A 17441-nucleotide genomic window follows, 5' to 3' on the forward strand; every position below is an offset into this window, starting at 1 on the left:
TATCTAAGTTTGATTTCATACTTTGGTCCTAGAATATAGGTTAACTAAAGACATGTGAGGGGTTCTTGTGCTATCATATGCTATATTATATTAACAAATAAACAAAAATGAATAGAGGGTACTTGTATGTTATTTTTTGAATTGATCAAAGCAATCATTCTCGGTATTGTGGAAGGTCTCACAGAGTTTGCACCTGTTTCTTCCACTGGGCATATGATTCTCGTCGATGATATGTGGCTCAAGTCGACTGAATTTTTAGGCTCACAATCTGCTTTTACATTTAAGGTTGTCATACAGCTAGGTTCCATTTTTGCTGCAGCATGGGTATTCCGACATAAATATTTCGAAATGTTACATATTGGTAAGTATGCACCTGAACGTCAAGAAGGTCGACGTTCTAAGCCACGACGTTTGAAATTATCACATATTATTGTCGGTATGATTCCTGCTGGTATACTAGGATTTTTATTTGATGATTTAATTGAAAAGTATTTATTCAGTGTACCAACTGTTCTCATTGGCCTTTTCCTTGGCGCAATTTATATGATTTTAGCTGATAAGTATAGTCGCAACGTTCGAAATCCAAAAACTGTTGATGAGATTAACTATTTCCAAGCTTTTGTTATCGGACTTTCTCAAGCTATTGCGATGTGGCCGGGTTTCTCTCGTTCAGGATCAACAATTTCTACAGGGGTCTTGATGAAGTTAGACCACAAATCATCCTCAGATTTCACTTTTATGATGGCTGTGCCTATTATGCTTGCGGCAAGTGGTTTATCCATCGTAAAGCATTATAATTATATTCAATTTGCGCATATCCCGTTTTACATTTTAGGCTTTTTAGCTGCATTTATCTTTGGTTTTATTTCAATTAAACTTTTCTTAAAATTGATTCAAAACGTGAAGTTACTACCTTTCGCTATTTATCGAATTGTGCTCGTCGTCGTTATCGCAGTCGTTTACTACGGTATCTTATAAAAAGGGGCACGCACAATCATCATCTCAGTGATGGGTCAAATTGAGGGCGTACTTTAATCTCTAGCAGTTGACTTAAAGATTAAAGGCGCCCTCTTTTACATACGCTTTTTCACCTCGACCTTTAAGCGTTTATTTCCAAGCGCGAAAGGGTAATAACACATAAGTATACTCACAAATGGAGGCAACGTTCATGAACAAAACGATCAAAACAATTATAAACATCTTACCTGTCTTTCTCGTCCCACTCATTGTTGAACGTAAAAAGTTCAAGTCTCATCCAGATGTACAAAAAGTGACGCAAACGACCGTGCATACCTCTCAAAAAGTAGCACATAAAGCAGGACATGCTGCTGGGTATGTTAAAGACTCTGTCGTCTCTGGTTCTAGCCATTTAAAAAATCGTGTTCAAACTAAAAAACAACGTCATGATTATAATAAAGCGATGAAAAAAGAAGCGGAAAAACAACGCTATATGCGCCCTGAAAATGTACGCGCGCGTGGTGAAGCGCTAGCGAAAGAAAATCGCAAAGAAATCGATAAACTTTCAAAGAAATTAGACAAACAAATTTCAAAACGCCATAAAGAAGAAGATAAAGCGTTAGCGCAACGTCAAAAAAACTTAGTTAAAAATATGGAAAAAATGCAAAAGTATGAAGAAAAAGTCGGTCATACACCTGGAAGCATAGATTTGAAAACAAAGCAGCGTGGCGATAAAATCGAGCAACAAAATAAAAAAGAAATCGAAAAAATGAATAAAAAATTAAAAAAACATCAAGAAGCACTGCGTAAAGAAGAAGAAAAGAATATAACAGCACGTGAAAAAGCATTGAAAGCAAATATGAAATCCTTCCAAAAAGATGAACAGTTAAATGACACATCTCAAAATGCACGTAACAAGCAGGATTAATCAATGCGTATATTGATAGATGGTGATGCTTGTCCAGTCGTAGATTCGATTATTCGTTTGACGTCTGAGACAGGCATCTTTGTATATCTCTTTCGCACATACGACCATTTTTCTGTTCAATCATTTCCCGAACACGTTGAAGTGAAATATGTCGATGGAGGTCGAGATGCCGTTGACTTTATGATTCTTCAATATGCTCAACCCGGCGATATTGTTGTCACACAAGACTATGGTTTAGCGAGCTTACTTTTAAATAAAGTCAAATATGTTTTGCATCATACAGGACATTTATATACGGCTCAAAATATAGAACGTTTGCTCACACAACGTTATTATCATCAACAAGAACGTCGAAAATCAAAACGTTATCCCAAAGGGCCAAAAGCTTTTAATCAAGATCAACGTTTATCTTTTGAATCACAATTGTTAAAATTAATTGAGACACAACAGTAACAGATGACCTGATTTCATAATTTTTTATTTAAAATCAGTGATTAAAAAAGGTGACGCGATTGCGTAGACGCCTTTAATTCAAGTTTTACGTATTATGTGTCACCTAAACCGGGTCATTGGAAGATGATACTCAAATAGATTCATCAATATTAAGGAGGAGGCAATATGATTAAAAGAATTGCTGTTTTTTGTGGTGCAAGCAAAGGTCACGATGATACATATGTGAAAGAAGCATACGCTCTAGGAAAGTACCTCGCAGAACATCAAATTGAGTTAGTTTTTGGGGCAGGTTCTGTTGGTATCATGGGCGCCATACAAGAAGGTGTCTTAGATTATGGCGGACGCGTGATAGGTGTTATGCCTAAGTTTCTAGATGAACGAGAAATCACAAGCCAAAAAGTATCAGAATTAATCTTAGTAGATTCGATGCATGAGCGAAAACAAAAAATGTCTGATTTAGCTGATGCTTTTGTGATGGCTCCTGGCGGTGCAGGTTCTTTAGAAGAATTCTTTGAAATTTATAGTTGGGCACAAATTGGGTTACATCAAAAACCAATTGGTATTTATAATACGAAACAATTTTTTAATCCGCTTCAAAATTTAATTGAACATATGATTAAAGAAGGATTTATTGATGAAAAATATACGCATCTCGCACGCCTTTATGAAACGCCTGAAAGTTTATTAGAAGGCCTTAAAAATGCAAAACCTATCTCAACACGGACATATGATTAATCCCAATCATTCGAGATAGCGTGTTACGCCATATAAGGGAGTTGGTATAATAAAACCCTTGTTAGGGATTGATGCCACTCCCTTTTTTCATTTCACCATTTTTGGACATTTCTTCTATTTAATTACGACGACTTTTTATGCGCCTCTGCCACGTCATCATAAAGCGGTTTGTGGTATCTAACTTGTTGTTTTAAGACATGATGCGGGCTTAGCTCTCTTTTTTCAAATTCATCATAAAAAGACATTCCGATTTTCTCCATTACACGAATAGAAGGACGATTAATGCGTGCAGCGATGGCATATACCTCGGATACTCCTCGCTGTTTAATATAATTTAAAACCGCTTCCGCCCCTTCAGTGGCAATTCCGTTGTCCCACACTTCTGGTGATAAACGCCAACCAATTTCATAAAAAGGTAAATTATCAAATGGATAGTCGCTCGTTTTAGGTATGTAATTCACACCAATAAAACCAATCCACTCTTTTGTCGCTTTCAATTCAACCGCAAATAAACCGACTTCATTTTTAGAAAGATAAGTTTTCATCGCTTCAAAATCAAGTCTTGATTTTTCATAGCTTAACAGGCTCGGAAAATATTGTCTGACTTGGCGATTTGCATTTAATTGTTGCAAAGGTAGTAAATCTTCCTCTTGCCAATCTCTTAGCTTTAGTCGTGCTGTCTCTATATATACTGTCATTGATGATCCCCCCATTGTAACAGCTCATAAAAAATAGACTCTATAGCTACAATAGCCATAGAGCTGCAAAAGTGATGCCATATCCATTATGCCTTTGAAATGTAGCTAATCAGTTGGATTTTAACGGGTACTTCTTTTATGCGATTTGGATTTTGACCTTTACTTGTTGTAAATGTCGCATCAACAAAATCATTTTTATGGTTCAAACGATATGTTGCGACATACGTTTCCCAATCATGATCAAAATTTGGTTTTAATGCAATTACACGTTTCAACTCACCTGTTGCATCTATAATTGAATAACCTGTAATATTTTCAAGCTCACGTCCGAGTTCAATTAAAGACATGTCGCGACCTTCTAATAACTCAAATTCCTTTTCATACATGTGCAATCCCTCTTTTCTGTACGTTCATATATGTGTTTTTAATACCCTCTCCATTTTAACATCAAACGCTTGAGATGTAGTCAATGAGTGAAGGCTTTCCATTACGCGCCTTTATAATTTGCGTGTGGTTAATGTTGCTTGTCGTTTGAATCTGAAGTTGCTTGTTCTTTATGCACTTCATTCGTCTTTTTATGTGTAGACGCCTTTTCATTAGCGCTTGTTGGTTCTTTTGTATGATTGGCTTTTTGATGGTTTTTTTCTTTTTCTTGCGGTTTATCTTTTTTCTTTTCTGTATCCGTTGATTTACCTTCATCAATAGATTTTTCTACATTTTTAATTTGATGATCTAAATCATCACCTTGCTTTTTTAACTTCTCATTTTCTTGTTGGAGTGTTTTTTGCTCTTTTTCTAGCGATTGAATTTCATTTTGCAGTTTATCCTTTTCACTCTTCCCACAACCAGACAAAACAAATGTGAGTGTCACAAGTATAATTAGCCATTTTTTCATTTTCTTTCTCCCATATCAAAAAATACTTCTCTTTTATTCTATCATGGTTTTACACTTCTAGCATAACGAGGCTATGCGCATCGTGATAAAAAATCTGAATTCACTCTTAACTTCTTTAGCCTTTCCTTATTACAAAAATAGAGACTATCTTCGAAAACAGCTCGATTCGCACTTCCCTAACGTCTTAATGCTCAAGATTTTTAACCATCGTATACTTTTCGACTTGATAACCTAACTTTTGGTTCAATGCTATCATAGCTTCATTATTCTTATCCACTTTGCCAATCAACTGATGTGCCCCTCGTTTGATTGCCCACTGCTCAATTTCTTGTTTGAATTGCTCTGCATAGCCTTGTTTACGATAAGCAGGTGTTACATAAAGAGATTCAATCGTCACTGTTTGAGAAGTACCATCAAAATGCGCCCATCCATACGCTTGAACTCTATCGTCGTCTTCCCTCATCACACCTAGCCAGTCTTGTGTATAGCGCAACCGACGTTCAATCATTTCTTCGTATAATGCAATTTCCATCTGACTCACAGTCTTTTTATTGCTATGACGCTGTTCATACAACATTTGTACATGTATTGATGCCACTTGATGTATATAATGGTGATTTTCTGGTTTCAGTAAAAACATAAGGGATTCCTCTCTCTTAAGTATTGATTTATTTCTATAAAATCGTCATAATAGTGACAGTTTAATGTTGAACCGAATAAAGGGAGGTGCATGACCAATGAAGACAACTAACGAACTCATGAAAGAAAATAATGTTAAGTCATTGCGCTTAAATAATACAGACCGTCAAATATTTGAAAGCTATATGACATATGTACGCGCAGATATGCGGGTCAATGCACATGACTCAGAAATTGTTCTACAACGTATTTTGACGCATTTGCTTAATGCTGAAAATAAAGGGATGCATGCGATGGATTTTTTTAATCATGATCCCAAAAAACATGCAATCCAAACGATTAAAGAGTTACCCAACCATACATTTATCAATATATTTCGTTATATTTTCCAACATATTATTTTTTTATTAGGCCTCTTTTGCTTTTTAAAAGGTTTTTTAGGCTTCTTTATCAATGATACCCGAATTTATCTTTATACTTTCCCGTTCACTTTTATTTTAGGTATTTTTATTACATTTTTGTTTGTTTGGGCTTGCTTTAAAATGGTACAGCTGCAAGCTTTTAGCTATTCCCGAATTGCCTGGCTTTTAGGTTACATAGTTTTAATCGCTTTAGTGGTGATTATTTTTATTGTTTTCTTCTTCCCACAAAACTTTTTACAGTTTGGTCCTTATATTCATATCAGCAATTGGGCTTTTATTGTGGCATCACTCATTATTGTGCCTGTAGGTGCTTATTTACAGAATCACAAACAGAAACAGACCGGACCTTCATGGCGCTAAAGTTAAGCACGGCCACCGTCCAAAGTAAAGCGACGACGCTTTCTTATATTACATATGAATCTTCAAAAGTACTAAGGTGCTTGAAGGCAGGCGTAAAAAATAAAACTTCTTCGCACCCTTAATTTGTGCTTAAATGATTAAAAAAGGGGCTAGGAGCATATCCTAGCCTCGTTTTTTAGTTACTATTTAAATCACTTCGCAAATGAAGCCCTATTTATCTCCTCAGTTGTCCAGCCTCTTTTCTGTATCGAATTTAGCTCGCTTCAACTGTCTTTGGGCTTTTTTTAGTAAATAAAATCAATACAAAACCTAATGCTAATGATAATGCAGAGACATAGAAGACATTGCCTAAACCAATCCAATCACTCATGGCACCGCCTAGCAGGTTTCCTAACAACTGGCCGACAACCATTGCATTTGCAAATAATGTTGAAGCATAACCTGGAAATTGTGGCAAAATATCTTGAAAGTAGCTAATCCCTATACCTAATAAAACAGCTAAAAATGCTGCAAGTAAGACTTGACCGATTAACATCATTCTCACACTTTCAAACACGCCGATACTTCCAAAAAAGAGACTGCCACAAACAGCCGCAATAGCTAGCAGCGTTCGTGTTTGAACCTTACTCGCAACAATGCCTAAAATAATCATAAAAGGCACTTCTAAACCTGCACATAAACTTGCTAAATGACCTACATATTTCTCTTCTTCACCAAGATATTTCGTAACAAAAAGTGGCATATTGAGTGTGTACATCCATTGCCCAATATGTAATAACACAAAAGCAACAAATGGCACGATAAGATAGCGATGTCTCAACATAGAAGGCGCATTTTGTTCCGTATGTGTCGCTGTACGCGTGGGTTGTTTCGTCTTGATATCTTTAAAAAAGAAGACTTGTAAAAGTAGCGTTGTCAAAATGATTGCGACAGTGCCTCCGAACAGCCCGCTATAGCCCCATGACTGATTAAGGATGTTGCCCACTAATGGTCCAAATAAGAAACCAAATGAAAACATAGACCGCAGCACAGAATTCGCAAAAACGGCGCGACTGCTTGAAGTCGACTGATCAATAGATTCTCTCGCAGATGCATAAAGTTGTGGCATTGCAGGCGCGAACAGCCCTTGAAAAATGGCATATAAAATAATAAATAGCGTAATAGAATGAATAAAAAAGGGGAGTGCAAAGCTAATCGCGCCCATAAATAACCCAATAATAATTAATAACTTACGATTCACAGCATGTGTGTCTGAAAAACGCGCTACAATACTATTCATTGTGAATTGGCTAATTGCCGCAAGTGCCAATAATAATCCAAACTGATTGGTAGTCATCCCGAGTTGGTTTGTTGCAAATAGCACAAAAAAAGGTACTGTAATGGCAATCCCCATGCCAATCAGCATCATGTTGACTAAAAAGAGCTTATAATTTTTAATAGTTAATAATTCCCGAAACATTTGTTTTCTCCTTAATACGTAATTATCTTCTTTCTTAAATGACTTTACATCATCCCTTACTTTTTCTTCTGTTTACCTAAAAAAGCACGCCCTTAAACCATCGCACGTAAACGTGCAATGGTATGCGTTACATCTGATCAAGATGTAGATATTCTTTGAAAACATTAATAAATGAGCTCACTTGCGGTAATTGCATCATACTCATGTCATAACTTAAATATGTAGAACGCACGAGCGAATGTGCTTCTATGTCTACTTTTAACATCTCGAATTGTGTAATATCTAAGTCTTTCACCATAATTTCTGGTAATATGGTCACGCCAACACCGCTCAAAAGTAACGCTTTACATGTTGCAACTTGATCCACCTTAATTCTTGCATGATAATCTTGAGACATATGTTGTTGATACCACGTTTTAATTTGATTAATGTAAACTGGATCAGCCTGAAATTCGATGAAAGGCAATTTATGTAGCTCATCTTTTTTATTTTTAGGATAAATAAAATAGTGTTTATCGTCCATTAAATGATCATTATGCATATTTAGCAAAGGATTCCCGCGAACAATCATAATATGATAATCGTTATGATTCGCTTTAATATGTTCACTTGAACCCACTTGTAATTCAATTTCAACATTTGGAAATTCAGTTGTATAACGATTTAACACTTCAGGTAACACTGTTTGACCCACCAGTGATGAACAACCAATCGATAGTGTCCCGTTAATCGCACCCACATGTGCTTTAATTTTATCTTGAAACAAGCGCTCTTGCTTTAACATTGATTTTGCATGCGCTATTACCATCGCACCTTCAGTTGTCGTAATTAACTGCTTTTTTGTTCGGATGAAAATCTCAACACCAAAATGTCTTTCTATAGATTTAAGACGTTGCGTCACTGCAGGTTGAGAAATGTATAGTCTTTCAGCTGCTTTTCTCAATGTACGTGTCTCATCTAAAGTAATTAACAACCGATAATCATCAATCTTCATCGTAGCGCCTCCTCAAAATAAAAGAACACTAGACAAACAGAACATTGTCCAGTGTGCTTGTATACTTTCACAGCACACGCTGGGTTGGTTGTAACGGTGTGTGAAAAACATTTCTTTTAATCACTAATACTGTTTATGCTTTTCTTTTTTCTGATACTTATGCTTGATTTTCTGATAGCAGTACATTGCCCGTCTTTCGATACTTTCAAAGTCCTCGTCAATCTGGATCATGAGTTGGTGTGCAATCACATAAGCCTCGTGGTATTGCTTTCTTGTAATTTGCTTCGTTTTCAGTGCATATTCCAAGTCGTCTTGATCAACAAGTTCATATCGGCCGTTAGGTAGTGCGAGCACATCTAAGCACAAGTCTAACGTGCGTGCCTTACCTTTTTGCGTAATATTTTTTAAATTAATATCAAAATAATATTGCAATGGTTGTCCTTTATCATTAAACATGACAGTCATACTGTAACGCTTTTTTTCTGGTAATATTTGCAACCACTGATAGTTATCATCAGCCACGACTATCTTTTTACCTACAACAGTCACCTCTAATGGCTCTCTCACCTTTTTAATTGTAATTAAACCTATGATGCCTTTAAATTTGTTATTGTTCACTTTAACTTCGATATAATCATGGTCTAAGAGGCGACGCCAGTGACGTTTATCAATATATTTCACTTTCACAGCCACCAACCCCCTTTCGTACATTATATATAAATCAGCGTTATATGTCACTTCTCTCAGTTTCTAACCGTTTTGAAATTTGTTCATCCATGCCTCGATGATAGATGTCAGTCTGTCTAAAGCTGCGTGCTGTGTAATATTTATTATGCGTTCAATTTAAGCGTGGACGTTGATTTTCTGAAAGATGAGAACATCGTACGATTTCATACATCTTAATATGAAACAAAAAACATACTAAAGTGTATACAATCGTTAGGTTCTCATCACCTTAACATCCACCTTAGTATGTTTAAAATCACAACCACTGTCTCCCATCATCGCCCTATATGTTATGGGATTGATGTAATGAGGTCACATTCCTCATTCCCTTTCATTTACACATTCTTTTTCGCATATTTTTGAATGATTGTTTTATGCTCAGGATAAGTTTCTATAAGCTCATCTTGTGTGAATAATTCAAAATGTTCAAATTGAAATGCCGGTTGTACCATACAACCTACTACCGCAAAACTATTTTCTTGTTCAATAGAAGATGCAAAAATGGTATTTTTAGGTACAACAAATTGTAATACATCACCATTTGCTACATCGGGACCAAGTTGCACAGTTTCATATGTGTGATCAGGATGTATCATATGAATTGTGAGTGTGTGCCCAGCATGAAAGTACCATATTTCATCAGCATCAATGCGATGAAAATGAGAAATGTTTGCGTCTTCTAATAAAAAATAAATGCTTGAATAATTTGGACGGCCTTCTGTCTGATCTGGACTTAATATCGTTTCACGATAATATCCCCCTTCAGGATGAGGGGTTAAATTAAGATGCTGTATCCATTCTTGAACATTCATAATAAATGCCTCCCAAAGATTTATTATAGTTCAACATTATGAAAGACACGTTGTACATCTTCAAGGTCTTCTAATACGTCAATCAATTTTTCAAAAGTCGCTTGGTCTTCATCAGAAAGTTGCACTTCTGTTTGCGGTAACATTTCAAATTCTGCAACTTCAAAGTCAGTGACGCCCATGTCGCGTAAAGCTTGTTGAACTGTAGCAAACTGATCAGGTTCAGCATAGACGATTGTCAAATCACCTTCTTCAACTACGTCACGAACATCTATATCGTTTTCCATTAATGCTTCAAGTACAGCATCTGCATCAAAACCTTCAAAGGCAAATGTCGCTGTGTGATCGAACATATAAGCAACTGAACCAGAAACACCCATATTTCCTCCATTTTTACCAAATGCGGCTCTTACATCAGATGCCGTACGATTAACATTGTTTGTTAAAGCGTCAACGATGACCATGGAGCCACTTGGACCAAAACCTTCATAACGTAACGCATCGAAATTTTCTTCGCCGCCACCTTTAGCTTTGTCGATTGCTCTTTCAATAATATGGTTGGGTACAGAATAAGTTTTAGCACGTTCAAGTACAAGTTTTAACGCTTGGTTTGACTCTGGATCTGGCTCTCCTGATTTTGCGGCCACATAGATTTCTTTACCAAATTTTGCATAAATACGACTTGTATTTTTATCTTTTTGTGCTTTCTTTTCTTTAATGTTATTCCATTTACGTCCCATTACTTCCATCTCGCTTTCACATGCTTTTTTGAATACTCTTTATTATACATGGAAATTTTACAGTATGGCAAATTCTACTCAATGTGAACAGGTTGTACGAATAATCGTTGTACTAATTCATGCGCCGTTTGCTGATCTGACGCGTGATAAATCAACAACCGCCCATCTTGATATAATGTCATTTCATAGTCTTTATATTGTAATCGTTTAATAAAATGATTTTCGATTAAACATGTCACACTAGGATGGATTTTTGCTGAAAACTGCTCTGGAGAGAGTCTATATTGATAAACGCCACCACACAGTAATTGTGTTTGTTCAAGTTGTTTATGATTTAATCGATCATATTGATGTTGAGCACAAACTTTACAATCTTCTTCTTTCAATGCTTTGATAGACAATGTTTTCATTTTGCCACGATAAATATCCATTGTCGTCATACGATAAGAAAAATCACCATGCATCAAATAATGGAAGACTTCTGCTACAACCAGACTACTCGCCATATGAACAGCGGGCGGAAGAACACCATTAATATCACAACTTTCCATTGTATCTGGTACGTCTGGCATTACACAATGTAAGCATGGACCATCTTGATGAATTGGAAAAACACTCACTTGGCTCCCCACTACTGCCCCATAAATATAAGGAATATTTAACTTTCTAGAGGCTTCATTAACTAAATAACGTGTTTCAAATCGATCAAGTCCATCTAAAATCATGTCGGGTTGCGTTTCATTGAGGATACCCAATATGTTCCTTGCTGTAATCTCCTCATTCAATGGTTCTATCGTCACTTCATGGTTCATTGCTGACAGATGTTGTTGTAATGCAAATACTTTCGGCGTCATAGCTTGTACATCTGCTTCAGTATAGCCACTTTGACGATGTAAATTAGATAAGGACACCACGTCTTTATCAACAATTGTTAAACGGCCGACACCACTTCGCGTCAATTGCTCTGCGATACCACTGCCTAGCGCACCAACACCGATAACCATCACATGTAATTGTTGCAGTTGGACTTGTCCTTGTTGACCAAAAGGTTTAAATTTCTCTTGTCTGTTATAGCGGGTCATTATAAGAACCCTAACCCCTCTGATGGACTTGATTGAACAGCATTATAGCGAATAGGAATACGACCCGCTTCATAGCTCAAGCGACCCGCTTCAATACCTTTTTTCATTGCTTCTGCCATTTTCACAGAATCTTTAGCACGTGATACTGCAGAATTTAATAATATCGCATCTGCCCCAAGTTCCATCGCTTCCGCACAGTCTTTTGCTGAACCTATCCCCGCATCCACAATAACAGGAACTTGGCTTTTTTCTATAATATAACGTAAGTTTAAAGGATTGCTAATCCCTCTTCCTGTACCAATTGGCGAAGCAAGTGGCATCACGGCATGTACACCGAGCGCTTCCAAACGTTTCGCTAACACAACATCATCTGAAATATATGGACAAACAATGTAGCCTTTTTCTAATAAAATTTCACATGCTTTATAAGTTTCGAGGGGATCAGGTAATAATGTTTCATCATCACCAATTACCTCTACTTTAATCATGTCACATACACCAGCTTCATTTGCCAATTCAGCAATACGTACTGCTTCTTCAGCCGTTTTCGCACCTGCTGTATTTGGAAATGTCGTAAATTTAGATAAGTCCACATTGGCTAAAGGGTTCGGCAACTTTTCATCATACAAACTCATTCGGCGTACCGCAAATGTAAGTACTTCTGTTTCAGATGCATCAATTGCACGAGATTGAATCTCTTCATTTTCGAATTTACCTGTTCCTAAAAACAATCTTGAATTGAAACTTAAATTACCAATTTTAAACATCATTAACCGCCTCCAACAAATTCTAAAAGTTCTAACTGATCGTCTTCACGCACTTCAGTTGTATCCCACTCTGAGCGTTTTACAACTTCTTCGTTACGTTCAACTGCCATGCGTTTTGATTCAATACCAAAGTGATTCAATATATCACGAATCGTAGTGCCTTCATCGAAAAGTTGCCTTTCACCATTCACATATACTTGCATTACCTTCACTCCTTTGCACGCCAATAAGTGACCATTTGTCTAAACTGATGGATTTCGTTTGAAAACGCACTTCCGATACATGCGATCCCCGAAAAACCTGTAGGAACGTTTTGGATTGTCTCAAGACGAATGCCTCCAATTGCAATAATAGGAAAGTCAATAGACAACACTGCTGCAATTTCACTAGAGGATCGTGGTGGCTGATGGGGCTTAGAGGGTGTGGGAAAGAGATGACCAAACAATACGAAATCAAAATGTTGGGCTTGCGCATAGCGAATACTATTTTCAGAATGCGTAGACATACTAATACGATAATCCGGCGACTTCTGTTTGATATGTTCGGCGTTAACATCACCTTCTCTGAAATGAAGGCGATGAATGCCCAATTGCTCGGCAAGCTGCACATCCGTATGTACAATCATTTTAGATTTTGGAAAACCTTCATCATGCAACTTTAAAATCCAATTTTCTAGTTCAGGCTTTCTCATAGGTGTCCTGAAAATGACGCCATCAATATCAGGTTCAATTGCACACAAGCGTTGAATATGCGTATAATCAAGCCTTTGATAAGGTGTAACCACTACAATCATCGTATCCATCCTCCTTAACGCAACAAAAAAAGCTACTTTTCATAAATCAAATTAAGAAAAGTAGCGTGTTATTCCCACGAATTCAGCCACTTTCCTACGCCAGTACGAACTGGATCAGGTTCAGGAATTTTGAAATCGCATTTCAATCTCAGCCATTCGCAATGGCACTTCCAGTGGAATCGTTTTATCTATTCAATTGCGTTAACGTTTTACCATACGTGTTAATTCTAACACATAACGAATAATACGGAAAAGGTTTAAGAACAAATTGAAACCCATCTCTCTAAGTGAAAATTGTCCTCGTTTCATCCGATTAAAGTCATAAAGCGTATACAATAAGAATAATAACAAACCTACCACCGCAATGAGCGTATGGTAAATCGGGTTATGGATAAACCACCCAAGTAGACTTGCTAAAATTAAAGCGATAAGTGTCACGAATAAATATTTTCCAATACTTGAAGCATCTTTTATCAAAAAATAACCTAAAAAGCCAAAGATAAGAAACGCCGCAATCGCTAATAAAACAGTGTTAAAAAATACACTTGGCCCTAAATCTTCTAACGTATACATAAATGTGGCATAGGATAATAAGCCTGCAACAATGGTATAAATATGTGAAATGATAGGACCACTAAAACGTACACGTTGGACAACCATCGAAATCAGAATAAGGATAAGTAATCCTATCGATAGCGGTTGGCGCCATGCTTCTGGTAAAAATTGACCTAAATAAGTTGAAATCCCAAAAATAAGCCAATAATAAACAAAAAAGAGCCAAACTTTTCCATAAGCCTTACTAGGGGGTTGATGTGTTGATGATGACATCTTTTCTCTCCTTTCTTTTTGGTTGTTATATTTTACGATAGATTGTGTTACGAATAAAATAAAGTCTCTTGTCTTGTACCCGAAAATGCACTTTTTAGACCTCATTCAATATCGCATTAAATTTTCATCTCGATAAATTCGCGTCTTATGGCCCTTTTTATTACGTCATTTTTTATTTTACATTCAGTTGAAACAGCCTGGGTATCAACCTATAAAACACTTCAACGCCCTTATTAAGCCATTAGAAATTGCACACTGTTCAATGACTCACTGTTACGATGAATCGATGCACGTTTGAATTTAAAACAATGAAGCACTGTATATTTTTGACGATGCATGGATGGCGAGACGCCTGAGGGAACAGGACAAGCCGAAGACTACAGGCTGAGGCTGTCCCCTCGGAAAGCGAAGCCATCCATACAAGTAATCCAACATCAAAAACGCTCTAAGACAGTTTAATTAAAAACAATCTTAGAGCGTTTGAATTGAGGAAATAACCCCAGCCTCATCTCATCATAAACCGTACAACGGCCACTGTACAATCAACAATTAATGTGCTGACAAATGATCTAACGCCATATTTAACGCCAACACATTCACATAGTCATCATACATCGTTCCTTTATGTGCTTGCTTAGTAATTAATTGATCAATTTGTTGTGGTGAGAGATTTCGTTGTTTTGCAATACGTGCCACCTGTTGTTTTGCATTATCCACCGTAATATCCGGATCTAAACCTGAACCAGATTCTGTCACCGCATCAATCGGTGTATGGTGACCATCATCTTGTTTTAAGTCTTCTACTCTCTTTTTAAGTTCAGGATTGCCATTTGAATAGTTATCACTACCAGAAGCCACCCCTTTTTCTTTTAATGTCGTTTTATCCATATTATATTTGACAGCACTCGTTCTTCCGTGAAAATACTGAGGTTCATTCCACTGCTGTCCAATGAGATTTGAACCTACTACCTTACCATTCTGTGTCACAAGACTTCCGTTAGCTTGGTGATGAAACAACGTCTGTCCAACTGCCGTTACAGCCAATGGAAAGAGGACACCACACAAAACCATTGTCATTACAACGAGTCCTATGCTACTTCTTATCGCTTTCATATACACCCTCCTATATCCACCATTGAACAATGAGATCGATGAGTTTAATTCCAATAAACGGAACAATCATACCACCCAATCCATATACCAACATATTTTTCATGAGGATGGTCTCCGTTGAAGCACCTTTAATGCGCACACCTTTCATCGCAATTGGAATTAATAATGCAATAATCAGTGCATTAAATATTAACGCTGAAACAATTGCAGATTCAGGAGAATTCAAACGCATAATATTTAAAATACTCATTTCCGGTACAGTGACCATCATCATTGCAGGTAAAATCGCAAAATATTTCGCAATATCATTCGCAATACTAAATGTTGTCAACGCACCTCTCGTCATCAATAATTGTTTACCGATTTTAACAACTTCCATCAGTTTAGTTGGATTTGAATCCAAATCAATTAGATTTGCTGCTTCTTTTGCACTTAATGTACCTGAGTTCATAGCTAATCCAACGTTGGCTTGTGCTAATGCAGGCGCATCGTTTGTTCCGTCTCCTGTCATCGCGACGATATGCCCTTTTTCTTGTTCTTCTTTAATGACTTTTATTTTATCTTCTGGCTTACATTCTGCGATAAAACGATCCACACCCGCTTCTTTCGCAATAGTCGCGGCAGTTAATTCGTTATCACCTGTACACATAACTGTTTCGATGCCCATTTGACGTAACTCTTGAAAACGTTCGACCAATCCTTCTTTAATGACATCTTTTAAGTAAATAACGCCTAAAATGGTTTGATCTTCAACGACGATTAAAGGTGTTCCGCCTTTACTAGAGACTTCAGTAACCAGCGATTCAATATTAGAAGGTACCCTGCCGCCTTTTTGTTTAACATATTTAATCATACTATTAGGTGCCCCTTTAAAGACAGCACGATCACCCATGATAATACCGCTCATACGTGTTTCCGCTTTAAAAGGTTGGTAGTCACCTTTGACTTCATCCGGTAATTGAACCGATGAAGCTTGCGCCAAAGTAACAATACTTTTGCCTTCAGGTGTATCATCATAAACAGAAGTTTCGTAAGCTGCGACGAGTAATCTGTCGTACCATTCTTCATGCACAGGCATCAATGATTCCGCTAAACGGTTACCATAAGTAATTGTGCCGGTTTTATCCAAAATTAATACGTCTACGTCCCCGCATGTTTCTACGGAACGTCCGCTTTTAGCTAAAATATTAAACTGTGTCACACGGTCCATCCCAGCAATACCAATAGCTGAAAGTAATCCCCCAATCGTTGTCGGTATTAAACATACTGTTAATGCGATCAACGTTGCAATGGGCACATTCAGTTTTAAGTACTGTGCAATAGGATAAAACGTTAAAATAACAACTAAAAAGATAATCGTTAAAGTGATAAGTAAGGTAAAAAGTGCAATTTCATTTGGCGTTTTTTTACGTTGTGCACCTTCGACTAAGGCAATCATTTTATCTAAAAACGTAGCCCCTTCCTCACTATCGACTTCAATAATAAGCCAATCCGATGTTACAGTTGTGCCACCAATAACACCTGAAAAATCGCCACCTGATTCTTTAATCACTGGTGCTGATTCCCCTGTAATTGCAGATTCATCAACCGTTGCAATCCCTTCAATAATTGTTCCGTCTGATGGGATGGTTTCCCCTGCTTTAACAAGGATGCGATCCCCACGTTTTAACGCAGAACCGTCAATCGTTTCATATTTTTCATCGCCTATAATTCGACGTGCAACCATATTTGATTTTGTTTCACGAAGACTGTTCGCCTGTGCTTTACCACGTCCTTCAGCAATGGCTTCTGAAAAATTAGAGAACAGAATCGTCAATAATAAAATCACAAAAATCGTAAATAAATAAATTCGTGACATTGCATCATCTGTAAAAATTTGTGGAACTATCGTCATTATTAAAGTTAAAACCATCCCTACCTCTACAACAAACATAATTGGATTTTTAATGAGATATGCAGGGTTTAATTTTATAAAACTCTCTTTGATGGCTTGTTTGACGATCGCGCCATTCAAGACATGAGATGATTGATTCATTCAACATA

21 protein-coding genes and 1 riboswitch are annotated in these 17441 nt (G+C 36.9%); of the genes, 5 read left to right on the forward strand and 16 right to left on the reverse strand.

The genetic code is table 11. The features are described 5' to 3' along the window. Nucleotides 1-126: 126 nt before the first annotated feature. The 4 genes from MUA40_RS10195 (at nt 127) to MUA40_RS10210 (ending at nt 3073) form a co-directional block, all read left to right on the forward strand. Nucleotides 127-978 (forward strand): undecaprenyl-diphosphate phosphatase, encoded by an 852-nt coding sequence (locus MUA40_RS10195; protein WP_262569548.1) that lies wholly within the window; start codon nt 127-129, stop codon nt 976-978. 190 nt (nt 979-1168) lie between these two features. Continuing rightward, nucleotides 1169-1885, forward strand: coding sequence for a hypothetical protein (locus MUA40_RS10200; RefSeq protein WP_167732943.1), 717 nt, complete (start codon nt 1169-1171; stop codon nt 1883-1885). 3 nt (nt 1886-1888) lie between these two features. Then, nucleotides 1889-2338, forward strand: coding sequence for a YaiI/YqxD family protein (locus MUA40_RS10205; RefSeq protein ID WP_016424439.1), 450 nt, complete (start codon nt 1889-1891; stop codon nt 2336-2338). 168 nt (nt 2339-2506) lie between these two features. Then, nucleotides 2507-3073, forward strand: a complete 567-nt coding sequence (locus MUA40_RS10210; protein WP_037559190.1) for an LOG family protein — start codon at nt 2507-2509, stop codon at nt 3071-3073. 122 nt (nt 3074-3195) lie between these two features. On the opposite strand, the gene MUA40_RS10215 is transcribed toward MUA40_RS10210, so the two are convergent. The 4 genes from MUA40_RS10215 to MUA40_RS10230 form a co-directional block, all read right to left on the reverse strand. Then, nucleotides 3196-3771 carry a GNAT family N-acetyltransferase gene (locus MUA40_RS10215; protein WP_016424437.1) on the reverse strand — a complete coding sequence of 192 codons (576 nt, stop codon included), beginning with the start codon at nt 3769-3771 and terminating at the stop codon, nt 3196-3198. A gap of 86 nt (nt 3772-3857) precedes the next feature. Beyond that, complete coding sequence (locus tag MUA40_RS10220) at nt 3858-4157, reverse strand: hypothetical protein (protein WP_016424436.1); 300 nt, start codon at nt 4155-4157, stop codon at nt 3858-3860. 128 nt (nt 4158-4285) lie between these two features. Next, nucleotides 4286-4666 carry an SA0632 family lipoprotein gene (locus tag MUA40_RS10225; protein ID WP_016424435.1) on the reverse strand — a complete coding sequence of 127 codons (381 nt, stop codon included), beginning with the start codon at nt 4664-4666 and terminating at the stop codon, nt 4286-4288. Nucleotides 4667-4850: 184 nt separating this feature from the next. Beyond that, nucleotides 4851-5306 carry a GNAT family N-acetyltransferase gene (locus MUA40_RS10230; protein ID WP_016424434.1) on the reverse strand — a complete coding sequence of 152 codons (456 nt, stop codon included), beginning with the start codon at nt 5304-5306 and terminating at the stop codon, nt 4851-4853. Between the two features lie 97 nt (nt 5307-5403). Between MUA40_RS10230 and MUA40_RS10235 the strand changes: the two genes are divergently transcribed. After that, on the forward strand, nt 5404-6087 hold the full coding sequence (locus MUA40_RS10235; protein WP_126496504.1) for a DUF1129 family protein: 684 nt from the start codon (nt 5404-5406) through the stop codon (nt 6085-6087). Nucleotides 6088-6340: 253 nt separating this feature from the next. Here MUA40_RS10235 and MUA40_RS10240 read toward each other — a convergent pair whose 3' ends face one another. The 12 genes from MUA40_RS10240 to kdpB form a co-directional block, all read right to left on the reverse strand. Next, entirely contained in the window at nt 6341-7546 is a 1206-nt protein-coding gene (locus tag MUA40_RS10240) for a sugar efflux transporter (RefSeq protein ID WP_016424432.1), read from the reverse strand. Between the two features lie 127 nt (nt 7547-7673). Next, nucleotides 7674-8540: a LysR family transcriptional regulator gene (locus MUA40_RS10245; RefSeq protein WP_016424431.1), complete on the reverse strand. Its 867-nt coding sequence runs from the start codon at nt 8538-8540 to the stop codon at nt 7674-7676. Nucleotides 8541-8663: 123 nt separating this feature from the next. Continuing rightward, nucleotides 8664-9227, reverse strand: a complete 564-nt coding sequence (locus tag MUA40_RS10250; protein WP_016424430.1) for a ribonuclease FAU-1 family protein — start codon at nt 9225-9227, stop codon at nt 8664-8666. A 374-nt stretch (nt 9228-9601) separates the two neighbouring features. Further along, nucleotides 9602-10078 (reverse strand): cupin domain-containing protein, encoded by a 477-nt coding sequence (locus MUA40_RS10255; protein WP_126496502.1) that lies wholly within the window; start codon nt 10076-10078, stop codon nt 9602-9604. A 23-nt stretch (nt 10079-10101) separates the two neighbouring features. Beyond that, entirely contained in the window at nt 10102-10815 is a 714-nt protein-coding gene (locus MUA40_RS10260) for a YebC/PmpR family DNA-binding transcriptional regulator (RefSeq protein ID WP_016424428.1), read from the reverse strand. 74 nt (nt 10816-10889) lie between these two features. Beyond that, nucleotides 10890-11897 carry a ThiF family adenylyltransferase gene (locus tag MUA40_RS10265; RefSeq protein ID WP_016424427.1) on the reverse strand — a complete coding sequence of 336 codons (1008 nt, stop codon included), beginning with the start codon at nt 11895-11897 and terminating at the stop codon, nt 10890-10892. Continuing rightward, complete coding sequence (locus MUA40_RS10270) at nt 11897-12664, reverse strand: thiazole synthase (RefSeq protein ID WP_037559188.1); 768 nt, start codon at nt 12662-12664, stop codon at nt 11897-11899. The genes MUA40_RS10265 and MUA40_RS10270 overlap by 1 nt, the downstream gene beginning before the upstream one ends. Nucleotides 12665-12666: 2 nt before the next feature. Further along, on the reverse strand, nt 12667-12867 hold the full coding sequence (thiS, locus tag MUA40_RS10275; RefSeq protein ID WP_016424425.1) for a sulfur carrier protein ThiS: 201 nt from the start codon (nt 12865-12867) through the stop codon (nt 12667-12669). Nucleotides 12868-12872: 5 nt separating this feature from the next. Further along, nucleotides 12873-13457, reverse strand: coding sequence for a thiamine phosphate synthase (locus tag MUA40_RS10280; protein WP_016424424.1), 585 nt, complete (start codon nt 13455-13457; stop codon nt 12873-12875). 74 nt (nt 13458-13531) lie between these two features. After that, nucleotides 13532-13639: riboswitch (TPP riboswitch) on the reverse strand. Nucleotides 13640-13658: 19 nt separating this feature from the next. After that, the gene (locus MUA40_RS10285) at nt 13659-14285 is read right to left on the reverse strand and encodes a Bax inhibitor-1 family protein (protein ID WP_262569550.1); all 627 of its coding nucleotides are present in this window, start codon (nt 14283-14285) and stop codon (nt 13659-13661) included. A gap of 549 nt (nt 14286-14834) precedes the next feature. After that, nucleotides 14835-15398: a potassium-transporting ATPase subunit KdpC gene (gene kdpC / locus MUA40_RS10290; RefSeq protein ID WP_016424422.1), complete on the reverse strand. Its 564-nt coding sequence runs from the start codon at nt 15396-15398 to the stop codon at nt 14835-14837. A gap of 10 nt (nt 15399-15408) precedes the next feature. Continuing rightward, nucleotides 15409-17433: a potassium-transporting ATPase subunit KdpB gene (kdpB, locus tag MUA40_RS10295; RefSeq protein ID WP_016424421.1), complete on the reverse strand. Its 2025-nt coding sequence runs from the start codon at nt 17431-17433 to the stop codon at nt 15409-15411. Nucleotides 17434-17441 lie beyond the last annotated feature (8 nt).

The sequence above is a fragment of the Staphylococcus schleiferi genome (assembly GCF_025558325.1).
Lineage (GTDB): Bacteria > Bacillota > Bacilli > Staphylococcales > Staphylococcaceae > Staphylococcus > Staphylococcus schleiferi.